Origin of the sequence: Burkholderia latens, assembly GCF_001718795.1 — a bacterium.
Taxonomy (GTDB): Bacteria; Pseudomonadota; Gammaproteobacteria; order Burkholderiales; family Burkholderiaceae; genus Burkholderia; species Burkholderia latens_A.
The window spans coordinates 1,057,518-1,078,531 of record NZ_CP013438.1 but is presented as its reverse complement, the minus strand read 5'-3'; the positions used below and the strand labels follow the sequence as shown (position 1 = coordinate 1,078,531).

19 protein-coding genes and 1 pseudogene are annotated in these 21,014 nt (G+C 67.2%); 7 read left to right on the top strand and 13 right to left on the bottom strand.

Going from position 1 to position 21,014, the window contains the following annotated elements:
- The 4 genes from WK25_RS24155 to WK25_RS24140 form a co-directional block, all read right to left on the bottom strand.
- Entirely contained in the window at window positions 1–2,568 is a 2,568-nt protein-coding gene (locus WK25_RS24155; RefSeq protein ID WP_069243526.1) for a penicillin-binding protein 1A, read from the bottom strand.
- A 196-nt stretch (window positions 2,569–2,764) separates the two neighbouring features.
- Window positions 2,765–3,772 (bottom strand): trans-3-hydroxy-L-proline dehydratase, encoded by a 1,008-nt coding sequence (gene lhpH / locus WK25_RS24150; protein ID WP_069242944.1) that lies wholly within the window; start codon window positions 3,770–3,772, stop codon window positions 2,765–2,767.
- Window positions 3,773–3,828: 56 nt separating this feature from the next.
- Window positions 3,829–4,950 carry a branched-chain amino acid ABC transporter substrate-binding protein gene (locus WK25_RS24145; protein WP_069242943.1) on the bottom strand — a complete coding sequence of 374 codons (1,122 nt, stop codon included), beginning with the start codon at window positions 4,948–4,950 and terminating at the stop codon, window positions 3,829–3,831.
- A gap of 130 nt (window positions 4,951–5,080) precedes the next feature.
- On the bottom strand, window positions 5,081–5,818 hold the full coding sequence (locus tag WK25_RS24140) for a FadR/GntR family transcriptional regulator (RefSeq protein ID WP_040139770.1): 738 nt from the start codon (window positions 5,816–5,818) through the stop codon (window positions 5,081–5,083).
- A 264-nt stretch (window positions 5,819–6,082) separates the two neighbouring features.
- Between WK25_RS24140 and lhpI the strand changes: the two genes are divergently transcribed.
- From lhpI to WK25_RS24125, 3 genes are all read left to right on the top strand, one after another.
- Complete coding sequence (gene lhpI / locus WK25_RS24135; RefSeq protein ID WP_069242942.1) at window positions 6,083–7,018, top strand: bifunctional Delta(1)-pyrroline-2-carboxylate/Delta(1)-piperideine-2-carboxylate reductase; 936 nt, start codon at window positions 6,083–6,085, stop codon at window positions 7,016–7,018.
- Between the two features lie 208 nt (window positions 7,019–7,226).
- Window positions 7,227–7,634 (top strand): response regulator, encoded by a 408-nt coding sequence (locus WK25_RS24130; RefSeq protein WP_040139768.1) that lies wholly within the window; start codon window positions 7,227–7,229, stop codon window positions 7,632–7,634.
- Between the two features lie 17 nt (window positions 7,635–7,651).
- Window positions 7,652–8,425 (top strand): helix-turn-helix domain-containing protein, encoded by a 774-nt coding sequence (locus tag WK25_RS24125; RefSeq protein WP_040139767.1) that lies wholly within the window; start codon window positions 7,652–7,654, stop codon window positions 8,423–8,425.
- An 18-nt stretch (window positions 8,426–8,443) separates the two neighbouring features.
- Here the strand turns inward: WK25_RS24125 and WK25_RS24120 are convergent, their stop codons facing one another.
- The 6 genes from WK25_RS24120 to WK25_RS24095 form a co-directional block, all read right to left on the bottom strand.
- Complete coding sequence (locus WK25_RS24120) at window positions 8,444–8,782, bottom strand: hypothetical protein (protein WP_040139766.1); 339 nt, start codon at window positions 8,780–8,782, stop codon at window positions 8,444–8,446.
- Window positions 8,783–8,954: 172 nt separating this feature from the next.
- A complete protein-coding gene (locus tag WK25_RS24115; RefSeq protein WP_040139765.1) occupies window positions 8,955–9,194 on the bottom strand; it encodes a hypothetical protein in 240 nt (79 codons plus the stop codon).
- Between the two features lie 16 nt (window positions 9,195–9,210).
- Entirely contained in the window at window positions 9,211–9,501 is a 291-nt protein-coding gene (locus WK25_RS24110) for a DUF1488 domain-containing protein (protein WP_040141116.1), read from the bottom strand.
- A 125-nt stretch (window positions 9,502–9,626) separates the two neighbouring features.
- On the bottom strand, window positions 9,627–10,025 hold the full coding sequence (locus tag WK25_RS24105) for a DUF488 domain-containing protein (RefSeq protein WP_069242941.1): 399 nt from the start codon (window positions 10,023–10,025) through the stop codon (window positions 9,627–9,629).
- A 145-nt stretch (window positions 10,026–10,170) separates the two neighbouring features.
- Entirely contained in the window at window positions 10,171–11,373 is a 1,203-nt protein-coding gene (locus WK25_RS24100) for an amino acid aminotransferase (protein WP_069242940.1), read from the bottom strand.
- Window positions 11,374–11,425: 52 nt separating this feature from the next.
- The gene (locus WK25_RS24095) at window positions 11,426–12,811 is read right to left on the bottom strand and encodes an amino acid permease (RefSeq protein WP_040139762.1); all 1,386 of its coding nucleotides are present in this window, start codon (window positions 12,809–12,811) and stop codon (window positions 11,426–11,428) included.
- A 318-nt stretch (window positions 12,812–13,129) separates the two neighbouring features.
- On the opposite strand from WK25_RS24095, the gene WK25_RS24090 reads away from it, so the two are divergent.
- Window positions 13,130–13,603, top strand: coding sequence for an Lrp/AsnC family transcriptional regulator (locus tag WK25_RS24090; RefSeq protein WP_069242939.1), 474 nt, complete (start codon window positions 13,130–13,132; stop codon window positions 13,601–13,603).
- A gap of 304 nt (window positions 13,604–13,907) precedes the next feature.
- On the opposite strand, the gene WK25_RS24085 is transcribed toward WK25_RS24090, so the two are convergent.
- Window positions 13,908–14,819, bottom strand: coding sequence for an EamA family transporter (locus WK25_RS24085; RefSeq protein WP_069243525.1), 912 nt, complete (start codon window positions 14,817–14,819; stop codon window positions 13,908–13,910).
- Between the two features lie 351 nt (window positions 14,820–15,170).
- Between WK25_RS24085 and WK25_RS24080 the strand changes: the two genes are divergently transcribed.
- Both WK25_RS24080 and WK25_RS24075 read left to right on the top strand, forming a co-directional pair.
- The gene (locus tag WK25_RS24080) at window positions 15,171–16,844 is read left to right on the top strand and encodes a phospholipase C (RefSeq protein WP_040139759.1); all 1,674 of its coding nucleotides are present in this window, start codon (window positions 15,171–15,173) and stop codon (window positions 16,842–16,844) included.
- A 107-nt stretch (window positions 16,845–16,951) separates the two neighbouring features.
- Window positions 16,952–18,367 (top strand): cytochrome-c peroxidase, encoded by a 1,416-nt coding sequence (locus WK25_RS24075; protein ID WP_040139758.1) that lies wholly within the window; start codon window positions 16,952–16,954, stop codon window positions 18,365–18,367.
- A 46-nt stretch (window positions 18,368–18,413) separates the two neighbouring features.
- Here WK25_RS24075 and WK25_RS24070 read toward each other — a convergent pair whose 3' ends face one another.
- Window positions 18,414–19,145 carry a class I SAM-dependent methyltransferase gene (locus tag WK25_RS24070; RefSeq protein WP_069242938.1) on the bottom strand — a complete coding sequence of 244 codons (732 nt, stop codon included), beginning with the start codon at window positions 19,143–19,145 and terminating at the stop codon, window positions 18,414–18,416.
- Window positions 19,146–19,335: 190 nt separating this feature from the next.
- Here WK25_RS24070 and WK25_RS32365 point away from each other — a divergent pair.
- A pseudogene (locus WK25_RS32365) lies at window positions 19,336–19,524 on the top strand (MFS transporter); the annotation flags it as partial.
- A gap of 106 nt (window positions 19,525–19,630) precedes the next feature.
- Here the strand turns inward: WK25_RS32365 and WK25_RS24065 are convergent.
- The gene (locus tag WK25_RS24065; protein WP_059546850.1) at window positions 19,631–20,953 is read right to left on the bottom strand and encodes a TIGR00366 family protein; all 1,323 of its coding nucleotides are present in this window, start codon (window positions 20,951–20,953) and stop codon (window positions 19,631–19,633) included.
- Window positions 20,954–21,014: the final 61 nt, after the last annotated feature.

Below are 21,014 nucleotides of genomic sequence, written 5' to 3'. Positions count from 1 at the left end.
CTACCGCGAAGTGCCAGCGGCCTCCGGCGAAGCCGGTTCAGGTGCGGAGGAATCCGAAGGCGCCGGCACCGGCGAAGGCACGGCGGCCGGTGCGGAGACGACGCTACCGGCGCTCGCGCTGGACGGGCTTGTCGAGCCGCCGGTCGCCGCCGGCGGCTGAGCGGGCTGTGGCTGCGACGCGCCCGCCGACAACGCGGCCGCGGATGCCGCGACTTCCGACGCCGGCACCCATTCCTCGACGACGCCGCCGGACGCCGCTTCCGCCGCCGATGCAGCAGAAGCGGCCGACGCCGCACCTTCGTCCGCCTCCGGTTCCGGCTCGATCCGTTGGGTCCTGACGGGCGCCGACGCTTTCTTCGAGTCGGGTCCGAACCATCCGTCGAACAGGTCCGTCACGCGTTCGCGCACCGACGCGAACCAGCCGGGCGATGGTTCGGTATCGAATTTCAGCTTGGTGTCGACGATCCGGGCACGCTGCGCGCGTTGGAAGAAGTCGCCGACGATCGGCAGCGCGCTGTGCGCGCCCTGGCCCCAGTAGTCGCTACGCAGCGTCACGCGGCCGTCGTCGAAGCCGACCCACGCGCCGGCGACGAGCCCGGGCTGCATCAGGATGAACCAGCCGTCCGCGTTGTCCTGTGTGGTGCCGGTCTTGCCCGCCACGTCGCCGCGAACGCCGAAGCGCGTGCGGATACTGCCGCCGGTGCCGCGCGTCACGACGTCGCGCATCACGTCGAGCAGTGTCTTGTCGGTTTCGGCATCGAGCGCGCGCTCGGGCGGGGCCGGCGCGTATTCGGCGAGCACGTCGCCATGACGATTCTCGATCCGCGTCACCATTTGCGGCGCGATGTACAGCCCGCCGTTCGCGATCGTCGCATACGACGCGACCATTTCCTTCAGCGTGACGGGGCTCGTGCCGAGCGCGAGCGACGGCACGCGCTCGAGCGGGCTTTCGCGCACGCCCATGTCGCGGGCAAGCCGCGCGACGGCCGACGGACCGACCTTCTCCATCACCTGCGCGGTGATCCGGTTGCGCGACAGCGCGACCGCGTCGCGCAGCGTCATCGGCTTGCCGGTGGGCGGCACGTCGTCGTTCGGGCGCCAGATCTCGCCGCCCTTCAGCGGAATCTCGACCGCCTGGTCGATGAACGTGTCGTCGGGCTTCATCCCGCTCGCGAACGCGGCGCCGTAGACGAACGGCTTGAACGTCGAGCCCGGCTGGCGCCGCGCCTGCGCGACATGATCGAACGGCTCGGTCGTGAAGTCGCGGCTGCCGACCCACGCGCGGATCTGCCCGTCGCGCGGATCGATCGCGACGAAGCCGGCCTGCACGTCGGTCTTTGCCTTGCACAGTGCGCGCATGAAGCCGCGATCGGCGGCGAGCTGCTTCATCGCTGCAGCGTCGTCCTTGCCGGCCTGCTGCGCGGCCTTGTACTCCGGCGACTCGCGCATGAACGTGCGGAACAGCTCGTTGTCGGTACCGCAGCCGTCGCGGCCGCTCCATGCGTTGTTCGCAATCCCCTGCAGCTGGTTCGCGTGCTGCGTCAGCGCCTGGGTCGCCATCTGCTGCAGCCGCGCGTCGATCGTGGTGCGCACGATCAGCCCGTCCGAATAGATGTTGTAGTCGTTGCGGTCGGCCCAGCCGATCAGCCATTTGCGCAGTTGCTGCGCGAAATGCGGGGCGGGCCCCGGCGGTTCTTTCTGGCGCTCGAAATCGATGCGCAGCGGCCGGCGCTGCAATTGCGCGAACTGTGCGGGCGACAGCTTGCCGTACTTCACCATCTGGCCGAGCACGATGTTGCGCCGCTGCAGCGCGCGCTCGGGGTTCAGCACCGGGTTGTAGTAGCTGTTGCCCTTCAGCATCCCGACGAGCGTCGCACTGTCGAGCACGTCGAGCTCGTCGGCCGACTTGTCGAAATAGGTGCGCGCGGCCATCTCGACGCCGTATGCGTTGTACAGGAACGGCACCGTGTTCAGATAGGTCTCGAGGATCTGGTCCTTGCTGTACACGGCCTCGATCTTCAATGCGGTGATCGCTTCCTTCAGCTTGCGCGTGAGCGTGGGCGCGCGGCCGATCTCGTCCGGATACAGATTGCGCGCGAGCTGCTGCGTGATCGTCGAGCCGCCCTGGCGGTCGCCCGAGAACGTATGAAGCGCGGCCGACGCCGTGCGCTTCCAGTCAAGGCCGTGATGTTCGTAAAAACGATGGTCCTCGGTCGCGATCAGCGCGTCGACCATGTGCGGCGAGATGTGCGTGAGCGACACCCATTCGCGATTCGACGGCTTGAATTCCGCCAGCAGCTTGCCGTCGGCGGACAGCACCTGCGCAGGCTGGTCGACGCGCGCCTTGCGGATGTCGCCGATGCCCGGCGTAAACGGGATCAGCACGAGCACGTACAGAAGGAACAGCGCCGGCACCGCAGCGGCGGCAAGCAGCACGCCGCGGCGCGTCGGATGACGGACATGGTGCGAGGCAACGGCCAGCACACGCTTGATGGATACGGCGGCAGCGGCCGCGACCGGCTGGGCGCGCGCGACCCATTTGGTACAAAGGTCACGCACTGACGACACGTTTCGGCGATTCACGCGGGTGGGGGATCTGCTGGAAAGGCTGCATCGTACCAAAAGTCGCGCGGCCGACCGGCCGGCGGGCGTCCCCGCTCATACGAATCGCGTCGATCGCGCGCCGTTCCACCGAAAAAAGGCGCGCGCCCCGCTACGGGACGACGCGCCAGGCCTGGTACGACCGCGTATCGTGCGCCAACGCTCAGCGCACGAGGAAACCGTAGGTCAGCGGATCGCGCTCGTCGACGATCCAGTTCGCGAACCCGCAGATGTATGCGCTGCCCTCCACTTCCGGGATCACGGCCGGGATGTCGCCGACGGTCGTTTCGCGCAGCACGCGCGCGTTGAACACCGTACCGACGATCGACTCGTTGACGAGCGTCTCGCCGGCCGCGAGCAGGCCGCGCTGGTACAGCTGCGCGACGCGCCCGCCGGTGCCGGACCCGGTCGGCGAGCGGTCGACCTCGCGATCCGCGAACACGCAGCAGTTCGCCTGCGTCGAGCCGGGATGGCGCGGCGCGTTCGCGATGATCGTGCCGTAGATATGGTTGATTTCCGGAATCTCCGGATGGACGACCGGGTACTTCGCGTTCGCCGCGGCCTTCACTTCCGCGCCGAAGCGGATCAGCCGCTCCACCGCTGCCTCGCGCACCGGCAGGTCGAACGGCGCGCCGTCGACGTAGAAATAGAACGCACCGCCATACGCGATGTCGCCGGTCACGCTGCCGAACGACGGCGTGTCGACCGACACGTCGCGCCGCCAGATGAACGACGGCACGTTCACGAAACGCACGGAGCCGGCGTGTTCGCCGTCCCATTTGACGAACGCCTCGATGAAGCCGCACGGCGCGTCGATGCCTACGCGCGTCTCCGGCGCCGTGCGCTGCACCCAGCCGAGCTCGACCGCGGCGGTCGACAGCGCGATCACGCCGTGCCCGCAATGGTCGCTGTAGCCTTCGTTGTGCACGAAGATCACGCCGAAATCCGCGTTCGGCGACACGGGCTCGGTCAGGTAGCCGCCATACATGTCGGCGTGGCCGCGCGGCTCGAACATCAGCGCGCGGCGGATCTCGTCGGCGTTCTCCTTGAGCCACGCGCGGCGCTGGACGATCGTGTCGCCCGGCAGGCGCGGCAGCCCGCTCGTGACGATGCGAAACGCTTCACCGCCGGTGTGGACTTCGACGGTGGAAAGGGATCGGGAAATTTTCATCGAGAATCGAAAGCGTGAAGACGAAGGACGGCGCGTTTGCGCCGTCCCGGTGACGATTACTTCGCGTACGGCACGGGCAAGCCGTTGCGGATCACGTAGACGGTGGTCGGCGCGCCCTTCAGGTCGCCGTGTTCGTCGAACGAATAGGTGCCCGCGACACCCGCATGGTTCGACTTCGCGAGCTGCGCGATCAGCTTCGCCTTGTCGGTAGTCGTGCCGGCCTTGACCATCGCATCGGCGAGCAGCTTCATCCCGTCGTAGTAGTTGACGCCGTAGACCTGCGTATCGGTGTGATAGGTGTCGTGGTATTTCTTCAGGAACTCGCGGCCGGCCGGCGTCTTCTCGAGCGCGACGCCGCCCTGCGCGCAATAGACGATCGACGCTGCGTCGCCCGCGACCTTCCCCATGTCGGCCGAACAGATGCCGTCGCCGCCGAGCAGCTTCGCGCGCAAGCCTCGCTGCTTCATCTGCTTCGCCATCGGCGCGCCCTGCGCCGCATAACCGCCGAGGAAGATCACATCGGGGTTGCTGGCCTTGATCTTGGTGAGAATGCCGAGGAAGTCGGTGGCCGACGAGTTCGTGTATTCCTGGTCGACGATCCTGATCCCGTTCGCCTTCGCGACGTTCATGAACTGCTCGGCGACGCCCTGCCCGTATGCGGTGCGATCGTCGATCACGGCCGCGGTTTTCGCGTTCAGCGTCTTCGCGGCGAACGTCGCCATCGTGCCGCCGAGCTGTTCGTCGCTCGCCCCGATCCGGAAGATGTTCTTGAAGCCCTGGCGCGTGAGCGCCGGATTCGACGCGACCGGCAGCATCGGCACGCCGGCATTTGCGTACACGCGCGACGCGGGAATCGCGACGCCCGAGTTGTATGGGCCGAGCACCGCGACGACGCCCTTGTCGACCAGATTCTGCGCGACCTGCACACCCGCCTTCGGGTCGGCCTGATCGTCCTCGGAGACGAGCCTGAACGTGACCGTCTTGCCGGCCACCTTTACGCCCGCCTTGTTCAACTCGTCGACGGCGAGGCGCGCACCGTTTTCATTGTCCTTGCCGTTCGCGGCCTGCGGCCCCGTGAGCGGCGCCGAATGGCCGATCGTCACAACTTCCTGCGCTCGGGCGCACGTCAGCCCGCCGGCAGCGGCGGCCACCGAAAGCGCGATTACGAGGTGTCGCATGCTGTCTCCTGATTGGTTTTATGAAAAACCAATGTAGGACACAGGTGGTTTCGTTGCAAGCAATTTCAAAATGCGCGCCGCGTTTTTGGTCTTTTTAAAACCAGAAGGATGGCGCCAAGCCGGCGCAGCATCACTTCGGCGCGATATCGCGCCGCACGCGCCGAATGTGCTGCTCGACGTAGAACGCGGCCGCGTCTGCGTCGCCGGAAACGATCGCCTCGTAGATCAGCCTGTGTTCGGACACGTAAAGCCGGATCCGGCCCGCGTCATAGATACCGTCATCCTTCAGCCGCTTCCACAGCGGCTGATCCATCGTCTTCGCGACTTCGTCCGCGATCTTCACGATCAGCGCGTCGCCGGTCATCAGCGCGAGCTGCCGGTGGAACAGCCGGTCGCTTTCGTTCCACAGCGCGCGCTGCTGCGGATCGTCGATGTCGGTGATCGTCTCCATCTGCGCAAGGTAGCGCTCGGCGACGGGATCGGCGCAGCCGCGCGACGCGGCGAGCCGCGCGATTGCCGGCTCGAGGATCAGCCGAACGTCGAGCGTGGACGTCGGGCTGAAGTCGGCATCCGGCGCGCTGCGTGCGTCTCCGCGCTGCGCGAGCACGTCGAGCGGCGCCGCCACGACGTAGGTGCCCGAATTGCGCTTGGTGAACACGAGCCCTTCGTTCTGCAGCGCGCCGAGCGCCTCGCGCACGGCCGGGCGGCCGACCTGGAACAGCGCCGCGAGCTCGCGCTCCGACGGCAATCGCGAGTCGGCCGGATAGCGGCCCGCGCGGATCTCGTCGCGGATCTTCTCGGCGACCTGTTCGTAGATCTGCAGTGGCCGGAAACCGGCTTCGAGCGATTCGGGACGCGCGGACATCATCTGGAGCTCCTGCCCGGTCGGGACGGTGGTTCGGGAATGGGTTCGCACTATACCGAAGCCGCCGCCGCACCGGTATGTGCGCGCCCCATCTGGACGGATATTAGAACCAAAACCGGCGATCCACGTGAATTTCCGGATTGCCGCGCGTCCATAAACTGGTATAAATTCGATCCACAATGGCTGCCGCTGGACCGAGCGGCAGCTTTCCGTGGCGAGCGCGACGCGCCCGTCGCTCACGCTGACACGACACCACCGACCGACACGATGACCGCCCCCTCCCGGATTCCCGCGTTCGACGCCGCCGAAACGGCCGCGCTGCTCGATTACCCGGCGCTGCTCGCCACGCTGACGCACACCGTCGCCGAATATGCGGCCGGCGAAATCGTCAGCCCCGAACGACTGGTCGTGCCGCTGCAGGCAGGCGGCGTGATGCTGTCGATGCCGTCGAGCGCGCGCGACCTTGCCAGCCACAAGCTCGTGAACGTATGCCCCGGCAACGGCGCACGCGGACTGCCGACGATACTCGGCCAGGTCACCGCCTACGACGCGACGACCGGCGAGCTGCGCTTCGTGCTCGATGGCCCGACGGTCACCGGACGCCGCACGGCAGCCGTCACCGCGCTCGGCATCCACGCGCTGCACGGCGCCGCCCCGCGCGACATCCTGCTGATCGGCACCGGCAAGCAGGCGGCCAATCACGCGGAAGCGCTCGCGGCGATCTTTCCTGACGCGCGTCTGCATGTTCGCGGCTCGCGCGCCGGCAATGCGGCGGCGTTCTGTGCCACGCACCGCGCGATCGCGCCGCAGCTCGCACCGCTCGACGGCGACGCCATCCCCGATGCGATCGACGTCGTCGTCACGCTGACCACGAGCCGTACGCCCGTCTATCGCGAAGCGGCGCGCGACGGCCGCCTCGTCGTGGGCGTCGGCGCGTTCACCGCGGATGCCGCGGAGATCGACGCCGACACCGTACGCCACAGCCGGCTCGTCGTCGACGATCCGGCCGGCGCGCGCCACGAGGCCGGCGACCTGATCGTCGCGCAGGTCGACTGGCGGCAGGTCGCATCGCTGGCCGACGTGCTGGCCGGCCGGTTCGAGCGCCGCGGGCCGCTGCTGTTCAAGACCGTCGGCTGTGCCGCATGGGATCTCGCCGCGTGCCGCACGGCGCGCGATGCGCTGGCCGCGCGCCAGCGCGGCTGATTCACCGGCAACGGCAGCGAACGCAACAACGACGCTGGCGGCCGGCGGCGCCGCGTGCGCACCTCCCCGCGCGCCGGTGCGGGATGCGCACAGCCCGCCGGTTTTCCGTACGCGTTGTAGGAAACGCCCTACAACGCGGCGAAGCGGCCTACACAAACTTCCAGTTCGGCCGATTTTATTTTTGGCGGCGCAACACGATACTGGCCGCATGAATGCCAGCCTGCCACCCGATGCCGCGCTCAGGGTGTTTCTCGTCGATCACGCTGTCGCCGTCCGGCAACGGATCGCGCTGCTCGTCGGCGCGATCCGCGGTGTCGTGATTGTCGGCGAAGCGGAAGACGGCGAGGACGCGTGGACGCAAATCGTCAGCAGCCGCGCCGACGTAGTGATCGTCGATCTGCGGCTCGCGGACGGCAGCGGTTTCGACCTGATCGGGATGCTGTCGAAGGCTGCGCCGCCGGTCGTCACGATCGTGCTGACCAATCACTCGGCGCGGGCATTCAGAGAGGCATGTGCGGCAGCCGGCGCCGATCATTTCTTCGACAAAACCGCCGAATTCGACGCTGCATGCCGCGTCATCGAATCGCTGGTGCACGCTCGCGCGCACCATCCCTGACCGAGCCGGAGTGACTCATGTCTACAGCCACCGCCTGCGCCCCGTCCGTCGCGCGTCAGCCCGCGATGCCGCTTCATGCGGTTGCGCGCAGCGACGTCACCAAACATCCGGCTGCGCGGTGCTCGGTCTGCGCGATGCGCTCGATGTGCCTGCCGCCGGATCTCACCGCGGACGACTACGGCCGGCTCGACGCGATCATCTGCTCGACGCGGCACGTGCGCCAGGGCGACGCGCTGTTCCGCACCGACGATCCGTTCCACAGCATCTATGCGGTACGCGCGGGGTCGTTCAAGACGGTGATGATGCACCGGGACGGCCGCGAACACGTGACCGGTTTCCAGATTGCGGGTGAAACGCTCGGGATGGACGGGATTGGCGGCGGCCACCACTGCTGCGACGCGATCGCGCTCGAGGACAGCGTCGTGTGCATCATTCCGTTCGGCGCGCTCGAGGCCGCATGCCGCGAGATGAAGTCGATGCAGCACTTTCTTTATCAGATGCTGAGCAGCGAGATCGTCCGCGAGTCGAGCCACATGCTGCTGCTCGGCACGATGTCAGCCGAGCAGCGCGTCGCGCATTTCCTGCTGAACCTGTCGTCGCGCTTCGAGGCGCGCGGCTATTCGGCATCGGAATTCAATCTGAGGATGACGCGCGAGGAAATCGGCTGCTATCTCGGCATGAAGCTCGAGACGGTCAGCCGGATGTTCTCGCGTTTTCATCGGGATGCGCTCGTCGAAACACGCGGCAAGCGCGTGCGGATCATCGACGCGCACGCGCTCGCACAAGTCTGACGCTCGCTGCGGCGCGCGTCATCGCGCGAGCGTCTGCAGCCCGGCCGCGCCGGGCGCTCCCGCCTGCCATGCGGACAGCACCGCCTCGGCCTGCGCGAACGCGCGGCGCATCGTCTCGGCCACGTCGTCGCCGGTCGCGGCCAGCGGCAATGCCGGCGCACGATCTCTCATCAGCAACTCGAGCCGCACGTCGTACATCCGGCCGCCGTCGGCGGTCGGATGCGATTCGATCGCCAAACGGCAGTCGCCGAGCCGCGCGCGAAATCGTTCGAGCCGCACCAGTTGCACGCCCGCTTCCGCTTCGAGTGCGGCGGAACCCGCGAATCCGACGCAGACGATCTGCATGCCCACGCCCATGTCGTTCCTCCTGACGGGGCCGCACGCTCGTCGACCGCGTTACCTGTTCAAGTGTCCGTCCGTTCCGTGCGCAGCGGAACCGTGCCTCGCGCGTTTCGTGCAGTCCGGCGCCGCACGCGGCGGTCGCCGCGCGGGCATCCGCGCCGTCGCGCATTCGCCGACGTGAAGCCGTTCAGACGCTGAATGTCTGCGATGCCTTCATTTCGATCCACGTCATCCCGGCCCGGAGCCCTTCGATCGCCGCTTCGTGCTCGGTCGGGTACGCGTGACTGTGCTCGAACGTATGATGAAAGCGCCCGGGCCCCGAACCATGCTCGACCGACACCCGGCAGCGGAATTCGCCGGATTCGCACGGCCGCGTCTCGATTTCGACCGACCAGTCGCGTTCATGAAGCGTGCCTTGCAGTGTCATGCGCCCTCCTGCGGTGTCAGTCGCCGATCCGGAAGTGGCCGCTGTGCAGCAGCACCGGCCGGCCGCCGATTTCTTCGAGCATTCGTCGTGCCATCGCCTCGATCGCCGGCCGGTGCGCGCCGAACGCATCCAGCAGGTCGCGCTCGAGCAGCGACGGCGCACCGAAATGGTCTTCCAGCGCTTCGGCCGTGATCGCACACTGCACGCAGCGGCCGTCGACCAGCGCCGAAAATGCGACAACCAGATCGCGTGCGCAATATTCGGGCGGTTCCGGTGGAAAGGCAATCTGCATCTGTCCGCCTGTCATCGTCGGGAGATCCCGCGGCATCCATGTCATGAGCATAGCGGCCCGCGCCGCCTGGCGCTTGACTCACGTCAACCGGCTCGCTGCGGCGCGCAACACGGCGCTGCTTCGGGCGGGGCGACGGGCGTTCAGCCTGCGTCGGCGTCGAGCGTTGCGCCGCGCTCGGCCAGCAGTTCGCGCAGCACGCTGCGATGGCACCGGTGCTCGTCGTCGCAATAGCAGCCGATCGAGAACGCACTCGTCGCCGACAGCGCGGCGAGGAGGTCGAGCACCTTCGGTGCGTCGCCATGCGCCATCTCGGCGCGGAAACGGCGCGTGAACGCACGCCATTCGGCGTCGGTGTCGGCCGCCTGCGCCTGTGCGACGAGCTCGGCGCTCGGCGACAGCGTCGGCAACCATACATCGTAATAGTCGCGCGTCGCAAATTCCGACTTGGGTACGCCCCGCGGCGGCCGCCGCACCGTGCCGATCCTCACGCCCTCACCGGCCGCGCGCGGCGAGCCGAGCCGTACGATTCGAATTGCCATCCCGTTCCTTCATCGTTGCGAATGCGATGCGTTCGATCCGTCATATCGTAACGCCGCGCCGCAGACGCGCAACAAAAAACCGGCTGCCTCCGCGCGGGAAGCAGCCGGTTTCGGCGCTGTTGGGAGCACGCGCGAACGCGCGTGCTCAGACGCCGCTCTTCAGCACCTTGCCGATCGCATCCGCGACGATGCCGACGTTCGAATCGTTCAGGCCCGCGACACACATGCGGCCCGAACGCAGGATATACACGCCGTGCACGTCGCGCAGCGCGTCGACCTGCGACTCGGTCAGGCCCGTGTACGTGAACATCCCGCGCTGCTTTACATAGCGCGTGAGCGCTTCGCCGCTGACGTGATCGCGCAGGCCGTCGTGGATCGACTGGCGCATGCGCGCGATGCGGCGGCACATCGCGGCGAGCTCTTCTTCCCACTGCTTGCGCAGCGCGGGCGTGTTGAGCACGGTCGCGACAACTTTTGCGCCGTAGGTTTGCGGGTTGCTGTAGTTCGAGCGCACCGCGCCGGCAAGCTGGCCCAGCACGCGTTCGGCAGCCGCCGCATCCTCGCAGACGACGCTCAGCCCGCCGACGCGCTCGCCGTACAGCGAGAAGTTCTTCGAGAACGAGTTCGCGACGAGCGTCGGCACGCCGCGGCGCGCCAGCTCGCGCACCGCAAACGCGTCCGCGTCGAGACCCGCACCGAAGCCCTGGTACGCCATGTCGACGAACGGCAGCAGCCCGCGCGCCTCGATCACGTCGATCAGCTTCTCCCACTGCCCTTCGTCGAGATCGACGCCGGTCGGGTTATGGCAGCACGCGTGCAGCAGCACGATGCTGCGCGCCGGCAGCGCGTCGATCGCGGCGAGCATCGCGTCGAACTTCAGGCCGCCCGTCGCTTCGTCGTAGTACGGGTACGTGTTCACCGTGAAGCCCGCGCGCTCGAAGATGAAGCGGTGGTTTTCCCAGCTCGGGTCGCTGAGCCATACCTGCGCGTCCGGGAAGTAGCGCTTCAGGAAATCCGCACCGACCTTCAGTGCGCCCGAGCCGCCCAGCGTCTGCACGGTCGCGATGCGGCCGGCCGCGCGCGCCGGATGATCGGCGCCGAACACGAGCGCCTGCACCGCGTCGCGATACGCGGCGAGGCCGACCATCGGCAGATACGGCTTCGGGCCGAGGTCGCGCTGCAGCGCCGTTTCGGCTTCGCGCACGGCATTCATCACCGGAATCCGGCCTTCGGCATCGAAATAGATGCCGATGCTCAGGTTCACCTTCTGATCTCGCGGATCTTTCTGGAAGTTCTCGTTGAGCGTCAGGATCGGATCGCCGGGGTACGCGTCGATGTGTTCGAACATGGCTATGTCGGTCTCGTTTGGAAGAATGGTCGTGGGGCCCGTGTCGGCGACGTCAGCGTGCGGACGCGCGGCCGCTTACCGCGTAGCCGGCATTCTTCTGACGGAAGCGATACCCGATCGCGAGCACCGCGAGCCATACGGGGATCAGATACACCGACAGGCGGAGGTCCGGCGTCAGGTACATCACGACGAGAATGCCGGCCATGAAGGCCAGGCACAGGTAATTCGTGAAAGGATAGCCCAGACTGCGGAAGGACGTCTGCTCCCCGGCGACGCGCTTGGCCTGGCGGAATTTCAGGTGGATCAGCGTGATCATCGCCCAGTTGATGATCAGCGCCGACACGACGAGGCCCATCAACACCTCGAACGCCTTGCCCGGCATGAAGTAATTCACGAGCACGCACACGCCGGTTGCGAGCGCGGAGGCGCCGAGCGCGGCGAGCGGAATGCCGCGCTTGTTCACCGAGCACAGCACCTTCGGCGCGTTGCCCTGCTTCGCGAGGCCGAACAGCATCCGGCTGTTGCTGTACACGCCGCTGTTGTAGACCGACAGCGCGGCCGTCAGCACGACGACGTTCAGCACGTTCGCGACCAGGTTGCTGCTCAGCGCATGGAAAATCAGCACGAACGGGCTGCCGCCAGTGACGACCTTCTCCCACGGATACAGCGACAGCAGCACAGCCAGCGCACCGATGTAGAAAATCAGGATCCGGTAGATCACCTGGTTCGTCGCGCGCGGAATGCTGCGTTTCGGATCGTCGGCCTCGGCCGCGGTGATCCCGATCAGTTCGAGCCCGCCGAACGAGAACATGATCGCCGCCATCGACATCACGAGCCCCGACACGCCGTTCGGAAAGAAGCCGCCGTGCTGCCACAGGTTCGCGATGCTCGCCTCAGGCCCGGCATGGCCGCTCACGAGCAGCCAGCCGCCGAAGCCGATCATCCCGACGATCGCGGCGACCTTGATGATCGAGAACCAGAATTCCGTCTCGCCGTACGACTTCACGCTGGCCAGGTTCAGCAGGTTGATCGCAACGAAGAACACGAGCGCCGACACCCAGGTCGGCACGCCGGGCCACCAGTACTGCACGTAGATCCCGACGGCCGACAGTTCGGCCATGCTGACGAGGATGTACAGCACCCAGTAGTTCCAGCCGGACAGGAAGCCGGTGAAGTGGCCGACGTACTTGTCGGCGAAGTAGCTGAACGAGCCGGCGACGGGCTCGTCGACGACCATCTCGCCGAGCTGCCGCATGATGAAGAACGCAACGATGCCGGCCACGGCGTAACCGAGCAGCACGGACGGGCCGGCCATCCTGATCGTCTGCGCGATGCCGAGGAAGAGCCCCGTTCCCAGCGCGCCCCCGAGCGCAATCAGCTGGATGTGCCGGTTCTTCAGCCCCCGCTTGAGGCCGTCCTTCTCGTTTCCAGAAACCATGTCTTCTCCACTCTGTCCGCCTCCGCCGGAAGCGGTGCGGCGCGCCTCGGTGTGCCGGGCGCTGTTTTACTGTGCCGGCCGCCGCTCGTGGAGCGGCCGGGTTGGGGACTGCAATTTTCGCGCGCCGACGCCCGATGCCTGTCCGCGGGCCTGCCGGACCGCCGCCGACCGTCGCTTTCGCCCGCGTTGCTGCGGCCGCACACGAAAATCCGGCGTCAGTTTAGCGTCGCGACGGCGAAATCGGGTTGCGTAACCCGCTCATGCAAACCCTACATTATGAGATAAGATTGCATTCAGGAGACATCTGAGGAAACAAAAATGCCTGAACCGCTTCTCGATCGCATCGATCGTCACTTGCTGTCGGTGTTGCAGGAGAACGGCCGCGCGTCGAACCTCGACCTGGCGAAGGCCGTCGGCCTGTCTCCGGCCCAGACGTTGCGGCGCCATCGCCGGCTCGAGGAAATCGGTGCGATCCGCCGTTACGAAACGCGTCTGTGCCCGGAGACGCTCGGCTTCGGCGTCACGGCGTTCGTGCACGTGACGATGGAGCGCGGACATATCCGCGACCTGTCGAAGTTCCAGAAGCTCGTGTCGGATCTCGCGCAGATCCAGGAATGCTTCTCGGTCACGGGCGACATCGATTACGTGCTGAAGGTCGTCGCGCACGATCTCAAAGGGCTGTCCACGTTTCTGCTGGAGACGCTGATGCGCATTCCCGGCGTGAGCGGCGTGCATTCGAGCGTGTGTCTCGACGAAATCAAGTGCACGAGCGCGATGCCGGTGGAGGCGTAATACGCCGCGCGGGGGCGACGGGTTCGGCGGAAGGCCGCCGCGGCAAGCATCATCATGCGGCGCTTATCGGCGCGGGTCGTTGCGCAGGCGGGAATCGCGTTCCTTGCCGCTACGCCGTCAGCCGTTTTTTTCATCGTGCGCGCTACGCTGCACCCTCCGCGGGTGTTTTCGGCTGAGTCGCACCGACGAGGCGTCACACTGCCGACCCGCTTCTTTCACCATCCCGTCGGGTAACACGCCGTTTTTTGGCGGCACGCTGTAGCGAGTGCTCTGCGCGCGTTCAAATCGCCGCTTTTCGCAAGTTCTACCGCACCGCCTCGAGCGCGCCGATCAGCAACGCGCCGCAAGCAATCACGAGACACCCGCCCGCGCGGCGCGGCGTCAGCCGCTCGCCGAGATAGACGCGCGCGATCAGCGCCGCGAACACCACGCTCGTTTCGCGCAGTGCGGACACCGGCCCCATCGGTGCGCGGTCCATCGCCCAGATGACGATCCCGTACGCAAGCGCCGCGAATACGCCGCCGCATGCGGCCTTCGCCGTTTCGCCGGCATCCTGCGCAAGCCGTAACGGCCCGGCGCGCAGCCGGTAGTACACGGCCATCAGCAACCCGGTCAGCACGAACGTCCACGCCGTGTAACCGACCGTGTTGCCGCTTTCCCGCACGCCGATCCCGTCGACTACGCTGTACGCGGCGATCGATACGCCGGTCGCGAACGCGGTCGGCAGCACCTGCGTGATCCGGTGCTGCGTGTTGCGCCGACGCTCGAGCCCGATCGCCATGATCCCGGCGCAGATCAGCACGAGCCCGCATTGCGCGCCTGCGTTCAAATGCTCGCCTGCGAACGCCGCCGCGCCCAGCGTGACGAGCAGCGGCGCGGTGCCGCGCGCGACCGGATACGCGATGGTCAGGTCGCCGTGCTCGTACGCGCGCACCAGCAGCAACGTATAGACGACATGGATCACCGCCGACGCGACGACGCACGTCCAGCTCGCCGGCGCGATCGGCGCAGCCGCCGGCAGGAACAGCAGCGCGAACAGCCCGATCGCGATCTGCAGCACCGTCGCCGACCGCAGTCGGTCGCCGCTGCTGCGCACGAGCGCATTCCATGACGCATGCAGGAACGCAGCACACAGGACCGCGAAAAGGACGGGAATCGGCACGCCGGATACTCGCTGAGGGGCGGCAACGCGAAATCGTTGCCGCAGGTCGATCATCGTATGAATGCGCAACTGGATTGTCAAAACCGCGCCGACCGATCCGGCTGCAGAACCGGCGCCCCATGTCCGCGATACCCGGCGCGCATGGTTACGCAGTCCGCCGCCACGCGCGCCGCAGAACGTGTCGCCACGATCACTTCGCCGCATCCCTTTCCGCTGTCTTTCGGCGCATTGCGGGCCGTAATGGAATCGATACCGCGGCGCAACCATCGCGAAACCGCTCCGCCCCCATATCTTCATACCGGACTGTTCCAATGCCGGTGCTCTTTCGCGATATCGCGTTCCGCACCGAACCGACACGGCGACGGGGCCGATCTCCACCATCGAACACCTACCTGGAGTTTCCCGATGTTCCGTCAAGCCTTGCTCGTCACTGCCTGCGCCGGCGCAGCGCTGGCGCTGTTCGCCTGCGGCGGCAGCGACGATCCCACGTCGACGCCTCCCGTGTCGTCGCAGGATGCGCTGCAGACTGCCACGCCGATCAAGCACGTCGTCGTCATCTACGGCGAAAACGTGTCGTTCGACCACTACTTCGGCACCTATCCGAACGCGTCGAATCCGGCCGGCGAACCGGCGTTCACTGCGAAGGCCGGCACGCCGACGGTCAACGGACTGACGGGCACGCTGCTCACCGCGAACCCGAACTTCACGAACACGGCCAACGGCACCGATGCCGCGAACCCGTTCCGCCTCGATCGCACGCAGGCCGCGACCGCCGACCAGAACCACGCGTACACGGCCGAGCAGCAGGCCGAGGACAACGGCCTCGCCGACCTGTTCCCGAAATACACCGGCAAGGGCTCGTCCGGCGGCGCCGGCGCGTTCGGCACGAAGGGCCAGGTGATGGGCTACTTCGACGGCAACACCGTCACCGCGCTGTGGAACTACGCGCAGCGCTTCGCAATGAGCGACAACGCATACACGACGGTGTACGGCCCGTCGACGCCGGGCGCACTGAACGTCGTGTCGGGCCAGACCAACGGCATGCAGATCGTCAAGACGTCGAAGCAGCCGTCGACGCTCGCCGCCAGCTCGTACTACATCAACGACGGCCAGGGCGGCTTCACGATGATCAACGACGTCGATCCGGGCTACGACGTGTGCTCCAGCACGACCGACCAGGCGATGATGAGCGGCAAGAACATCGGCGACCTGCTGAATGCCGCGAAGATCACGTGGGGCGGCTTCATGGGCGGCTTCAACCTGTCGACGACCAACAGCAACGGCACGACCGGCTGCGCGCGCAGCACCGTCGCCACCGCCGTGAACGCCGCGACCGCCGACTACATTCCGCACCACAACTGGTTCCAGTACTACGCGTCGACCGCGAACCCGCAGCACACGCGCCCGAGCTCGGTCGCGGCGATCGGTTCGAGCGTCGAAACCGACGGCAAGACGCCCGAACCGGCGAACCACCAGTACGACAGCGACGACTTCTTCGCTGCCGTGAAGGCCGGCAACTTCCCGTCGGTCAGCTTTCTGAAGGCGCCGGCCGCGCAGGACGGGCACGCGGGCTACTCGGATCCGCTCGACGAGCAGGCGTTCGTCACGAAGGTCGTGAACTTCCTGCAGCAGCAGCCCGACTGGCAGAACACGGCCGTGATCGTCACGTATGACGACTCGGACGGCTGGTACGACCACGCGTACACGGCGCCGACCCATGCGTCGTCCGATGCCGTCGATCAGCTCAACGGCAACGGCGCGTGCGGCTCGGGCGGCACCACCGGCGTGAACGGCGGCACGGTGAACGGCCGCTGCGGCCCGGGTGTGCGCATTCCGCTCGTCGTGATCTCGCCGTACGCGAAGCAGAACTACGTCGACCATACGATGATCGACCAGGCGTCCGTCGTGCGCTTCATCGAGGACAACTGGCTCGGCGGCCAGCGCATCGGCGGCGGTTCGTTCGATGCGACCGCGGGCGACCTGCGCGGCCTGTTCGACTTCGCGTCGAAGCCGAACACGGCGCCGCTGTATCTCGATCCGACGCAGGGCACCGTGCTGAGCGCGGCACCGTCGATCTGACCGGCATCACGCAACCGGTAGCGGCAAGCAGCAGGCCGGCGCATCGCGCGCCGGCCGTTTCCGTTTAACGCGCCGCCGTTGGGCGGCACCGACTTTCGACCGACAGCATGACAGCTCGTCCCTTCCCGTCTCCCGATGCTACCCGCGCCGCCGCGCCGCGCGCGCGTGCCCGCTTGCTGCGCCGTGCGGCGTACGTACTCGGCGCCGCCGTGCTCGCGTATGGCGCATTCGCGATCGCGTTTCCGGCGCGCACGCCTGCGGCAATCGGCGACGTCGTCGCGGACTGGACGGGTGCGAACGCACATCCGGTCGTGTTGCAGCGCCCCGCCGCGCAGCCGTTGTCCGCGGTCGCGCAGCTGGGGCGCGCGCTGTTCGTCGATCCGTCGCTGTCGGCGTCGGGCAAGCAGTCGTGTGCGTCGTGCCACAGCCCCGACCATGCGTACGGGCCGCCGAACGCGCTGGACGTGCAGCCGGGCGGACTCGCGATGACGCAGCACGGCTATCGCCCGCCGCCGTCGCTGATGTACCTGTACCGGCAGCCGAACTTCAGCATCGGCCCGGATGCCGGCGAAAACGACGCGGCGCCGAGCGTCGCGCAGCAGGCTGCGTCGGCGGCAGGCGTGGTCAAGGCGCAGAAGGTGGCCGGCACGGCGGCCGCGCCGCAGCTCGTGCCGCAAGGCGGAATGTTCTGGGACGGCCGCGCCGATACGCTGCAGCAGCAGGCGTTCGGCCCGCTGCTGAATCCGGTCGAAATGGCAAACGCAAGCATCGACGATGTTGCGCGCAAGCTCGCGCAGTCGCCGCATCGCGCGCAGTTCGAGCAGCTGTTCGGGCCGCGCGTGTTCGCCACGCCGCAGCTCGCGGTGTCGGAGGCGATGTTCGCGATCGCGCGGTACCAGGTCGAGGATCCGTCGTTCCATCCATACAACAGCAAGTACGATCGCTGGCTCGAGGGCCGCGCACGCCTCACGCAGGCGGAGTTGCGCGGCCTGCGGCTGTTCAACGATCCGGACAAGGCGAATTGCGCCGGCTGCCACCTGTCGAAACCGGCCAAGGATGGCTTGCCGCCGATGTTTACCGACTACCAGTACGAGGCGCTCGGCGCGCCGCGCAACCGCGCGCTCGCGCAGAACCGCAATCCCGCGTTCTACGATCTCGGCGTGTGCGGGCCGTTCCGCGACGACCTGAAGGACCAGACGCAATATTGCGGGATGTTCCTCACGCCGACGCTGCGCAACGCGGCGACGCGCCACGTGTTCTTCCACAACGGCGTGTTCCATACGCTCGACCAGGTGATGGCGTTCTACAACGAACGCAGCATCTCGCCGCAGAAGTTCTATCCGCGTGGCGCGGACGGCAAGATCGACGTGTACGACGACATTCCGGCGAAGTACCGCGCGAACGTCGACGTGACGGATGCGCCGTTCGATCGCAAGCCCGGCGACAAGCCGGCGATGACCGAGCAGGACATCAAGGATATCGAAGCGTTTCTCGGCACGCTGACCGACGAGCCGGCGCGCTAACGGTTCGCGATCGGTTATCGGCCGCCGTTCGTGCTCGCGTTGCCGGTCAGCGTTGCGCGCGGATGCACAGGAACGCGGGCGCCAGCGACAGCTCCGCATGAAGCCGCTCCGACACGGCCTTCATCTGCGGCAGCGGCGTCGGTTCGACGAAGCGGTCGAGCCGCCAGCCGGCGTCGGCGAGCGCGTTCAGGATGTCGGCAAGCGGCCGCCGCCATGCTTCGACGTAGGGCTTCGGTTCACCGAAACCCGACCAGTGAAAGCCGAAGCGGCTTGTATCGAAGTACGTGCCGTCTCCACGCGTGCGCTCGTCCAGCCAGTCGCGCATCGGGTGCGCCATCGAGAATACGAGCGTGCCGCCCGGCCCGGTGACGCGCCTGAACTCGCGCAGCGTCGGCGCGAGATCGCGCACGTAGTCGAGCGCAAGCGAGCAGAGCACCTTGTCGAACGACGCGTCGGGCAACCATGCGAGCGGCGCCTCGAGGTCGCCTTCCACGACGTCGACCGCGAGCCCCGCGCAGCGCGTTCGCGCAAGCGCGACCATCTCCGGCGTCACGTCGAACGCATGCACGGTCGCGCCGCCGTGGGCCAGGTGCGCGCTGCAGATGCCGGGTCCGCAGCCGGCATCGAGCACGGTCACGCCGCCGACGTCGCCGAGCAGCGCCATCGTTGCGGGGCGCTCGTAGAGCGCGTTGTGCGCCTTCGTCGGCGCGATGTCCGCATAGCGTTGCGCGAAGCTCGCGTAAGCGCGGCGGCCGGGAGGTTCGGTCGGTTCGGTCATGCGACGTCCGTCGGTGTACAAGTGGACAGGCCGATTTTGCCCGATCGGACAATGGACGGCGACCTGCCGTCGCCCCGGCGTCAGGACAGGCCGGCGGGCGGACGATACCAAGCTCACCGGCCGCGATACCGAAGCGCTGCAGCCCGAGCGACGGAACCTGCCGGATCGACGTGTCCCTGAATGGCATCGGCAGTGGCGGTTCGTCATCGAACGCATTCCGGCCAGCCTGCTCGCGTTCGTCGCAAGGGCACGGTTGCCAAGCCGCCTGCGCGCCGCGCCGTGACGCGCACCCGAATCCGGCCGCGCGCCCGGACGCGAGCTGGCCGCCGAACGGGACGCAGGTGTCGGCGCGCACGGTGGCCACGCGTTCGGCGCGGCGCGAGCGATCCGCGAAGCCGGCTCGCACGCACGATCGAAGGCGAGCGGAATTCAGGTCGGCGAGAGACGCGCTGCGCTGCGCCCGCCGCTCGCGTCACTTGATCCGATCAGAACAGATACATCCCCGCGACGAACACCACGCCGGAGAACAGCAGCGTCGTTACGCAATAGCCCATGATGTCGCGCACGCCGAGGCCCGCGATCGCAAGCGCGGGAAGCGCCCAGAACGGCTGCGCCATGTTGGTCCATGCCTCGCCGTACGCGATCGCCATCGCAGCCTTGCCGAGATCGGCGCCGAGCGCCTGCGCGGCCGGCATCACGAACGGTCCCTGCACGACCCAGTGGCCGCCGCCCGACGGCACCGCGAAATTGATCACTGCCGAGCTGAGGAAAGCGAGCAACGGGAACGTGTGCACGTTCGCGATATCGACGAACCATTTGGTGATTACGCCCGCGAGCCCCGAGTGATCCATCAGCGCCTGGATGCCCGCATAGAACGGAAACTGGATCATGATCCCCGACGCGCCGCGCGCCGCACCGGCCACCGCGCGTGCATAGGCCATCGGCGTGCGGTGCAGCAGGATGCCGGCTGCGAGGAACGCGAGGTTTACTGTATCGATGTCGAGCGCAAAGCCCTTCTGGATGAAACGCAGCACGAGGAACGCCGCGCACAGCGCCGCGACGAAGAGCGACAACGCACGGCTTTCTTCCAGCCGCTCCGCGAACGTCGCGTCGGGCCCGAGTTGGCGCTCGACGCTCGGCGGCTCGGCGAGCAACGCCGGATCGACGCTGACGACGTCCCCCGGCTTCGGCATCATCATCCGCGCGAGAAACGGCAGCATCACGATCAGCCCGATCGTGATGAACGCGTTGTAGCCGGTGAAGATCGTGTCCGACACGGGAATCAACCCGATCGTCTTCTCCATCGGATTGCCTTTCGTCGCGGCGACGAGCGGCACCGAGCCGGACAGCCCGCCGTGCCAGCTCAGGAAACCCATGTACGCGGACGCCACGAGCAGCCGGTAGTCGCTGCCGGCAACGCGGCGCGCAACCTCTCGCGCGAGCATCGCGCCGAGCACGAGGCCGAAGCCCCAGTTGATCGCGCATGCGAGCGCGCCGACGAACGCGACGAGCATCACGCCCTGGCCCGGCGTGCGCGCGGTGCTTGCGAGCGCAACCAGCAGCCGCCGCACCGGCGGCGAACTCGCCAACGCATGGCCGGTAACGAGAATCATCACCATCTGCATCGAGAACGCGAGCAGGTTCCAGAAGCCGGAACCCCACATCGTCGTGAGCTGCACGGGGGTATTCGGCGTGAGGCCGAACGCGAGCGCGAAGGTGACGATCGTCAGCAGGATCGCGAAAATCAGCGGGTCGGGCAGGACGCGGTGGACGACCTGCGTGAAAAAGCGGGAAATGCGTTGAATCAAGTTGTGCTCCTCGGTTCCTGTTTCTGATCGGGATATCCGCGCATGTGGTTGATTGTTCGGT

Bases quoted from the DNA above. Each gene is read 5' to 3' on its own strand.
- lhpH (WP_069242944.1), bottom strand. From the start codon at position 3,772: ATGAAAATTTCCCGATCCCTTTCCACCGTCGAAGTCCACACCGGCGGT.
- WK25_RS24145 (WP_069242943.1), bottom strand. From the start codon at position 4,950: ATGCGACACCTCGTAATCGCGCTTTCGGTGGCCGCCGCTGCCGGCGGG.
- WK25_RS24140 (WP_040139770.1), bottom strand. From the start codon at position 5,818: ATGATGTCCGCGCGTCCCGAATCGCTCGAAGCCGGTTTCCGGCCACTG.
- lhpI (WP_069242942.1), top strand. From the start codon at position 6,083: ATGACCGCCCCCTCCCGGATTCCCGCGTTCGACGCCGCCGAAACGGCC.
- WK25_RS24130 (WP_040139768.1), top strand. From the start codon at position 7,227: ATGAATGCCAGCCTGCCACCCGATGCCGCGCTCAGGGTGTTTCTCGTC.
- WK25_RS24125 (WP_040139767.1), top strand. From the start codon at position 7,652: ATGTCTACAGCCACCGCCTGCGCCCCGTCCGTCGCGCGTCAGCCCGCG.
- WK25_RS24120 (WP_040139766.1), bottom strand. From the start codon at position 8,782: ATGGGCGTGGGCATGCAGATCGTCTGCGTCGGATTCGCGGGTTCCGCC.
- WK25_RS24115 (WP_040139765.1), bottom strand. From the start codon at position 9,194: ATGACACTGCAAGGCACGCTTCATGAACGCGACTGGTCGGTCGAAATC.
- WK25_RS24110 (WP_040141116.1), bottom strand. From the start codon at position 9,501: ATGACAGGCGGACAGATGCAGATTGCCTTTCCACCGGAACCGCCCGAA.
- WK25_RS24105 (WP_069242941.1), bottom strand. From the start codon at position 10,025: ATGGCAATTCGAATCGTACGGCTCGGCTCGCCGCGCGCGGCCGGTGAG.
- WK25_RS24100 (WP_069242940.1), bottom strand. From the start codon at position 11,373: ATGTTCGAACACATCGACGCGTACCCCGGCGATCCGATCCTGACGCTC.
- WK25_RS24095 (WP_040139762.1), bottom strand. From the start codon at position 12,811: ATGGTTTCTGGAAACGAGAAGGACGGCCTCAAGCGGGGGCTGAAGAAC.
- WK25_RS24090 (WP_069242939.1), top strand. From the start codon at position 13,130: ATGCCTGAACCGCTTCTCGATCGCATCGATCGTCACTTGCTGTCGGTG.
- WK25_RS24085 (WP_069243525.1), bottom strand. From the start codon at position 14,819: ATGATCGACCTGCGGCAACGATTTCGCGTTGCCGCCCCTCAGCGAGTA.
- WK25_RS24080 (WP_040139759.1), top strand. From the start codon at position 15,171: ATGTTCCGTCAAGCCTTGCTCGTCACTGCCTGCGCCGGCGCAGCGCTG.
- WK25_RS24075 (WP_040139758.1), top strand. From the start codon at position 16,952: ATGACAGCTCGTCCCTTCCCGTCTCCCGATGCTACCCGCGCCGCCGCG.
- WK25_RS24070 (WP_069242938.1), bottom strand. From the start codon at position 19,145: ATGACCGAACCGACCGAACCTCCCGGCCGCCGCGCTTACGCGAGCTTC.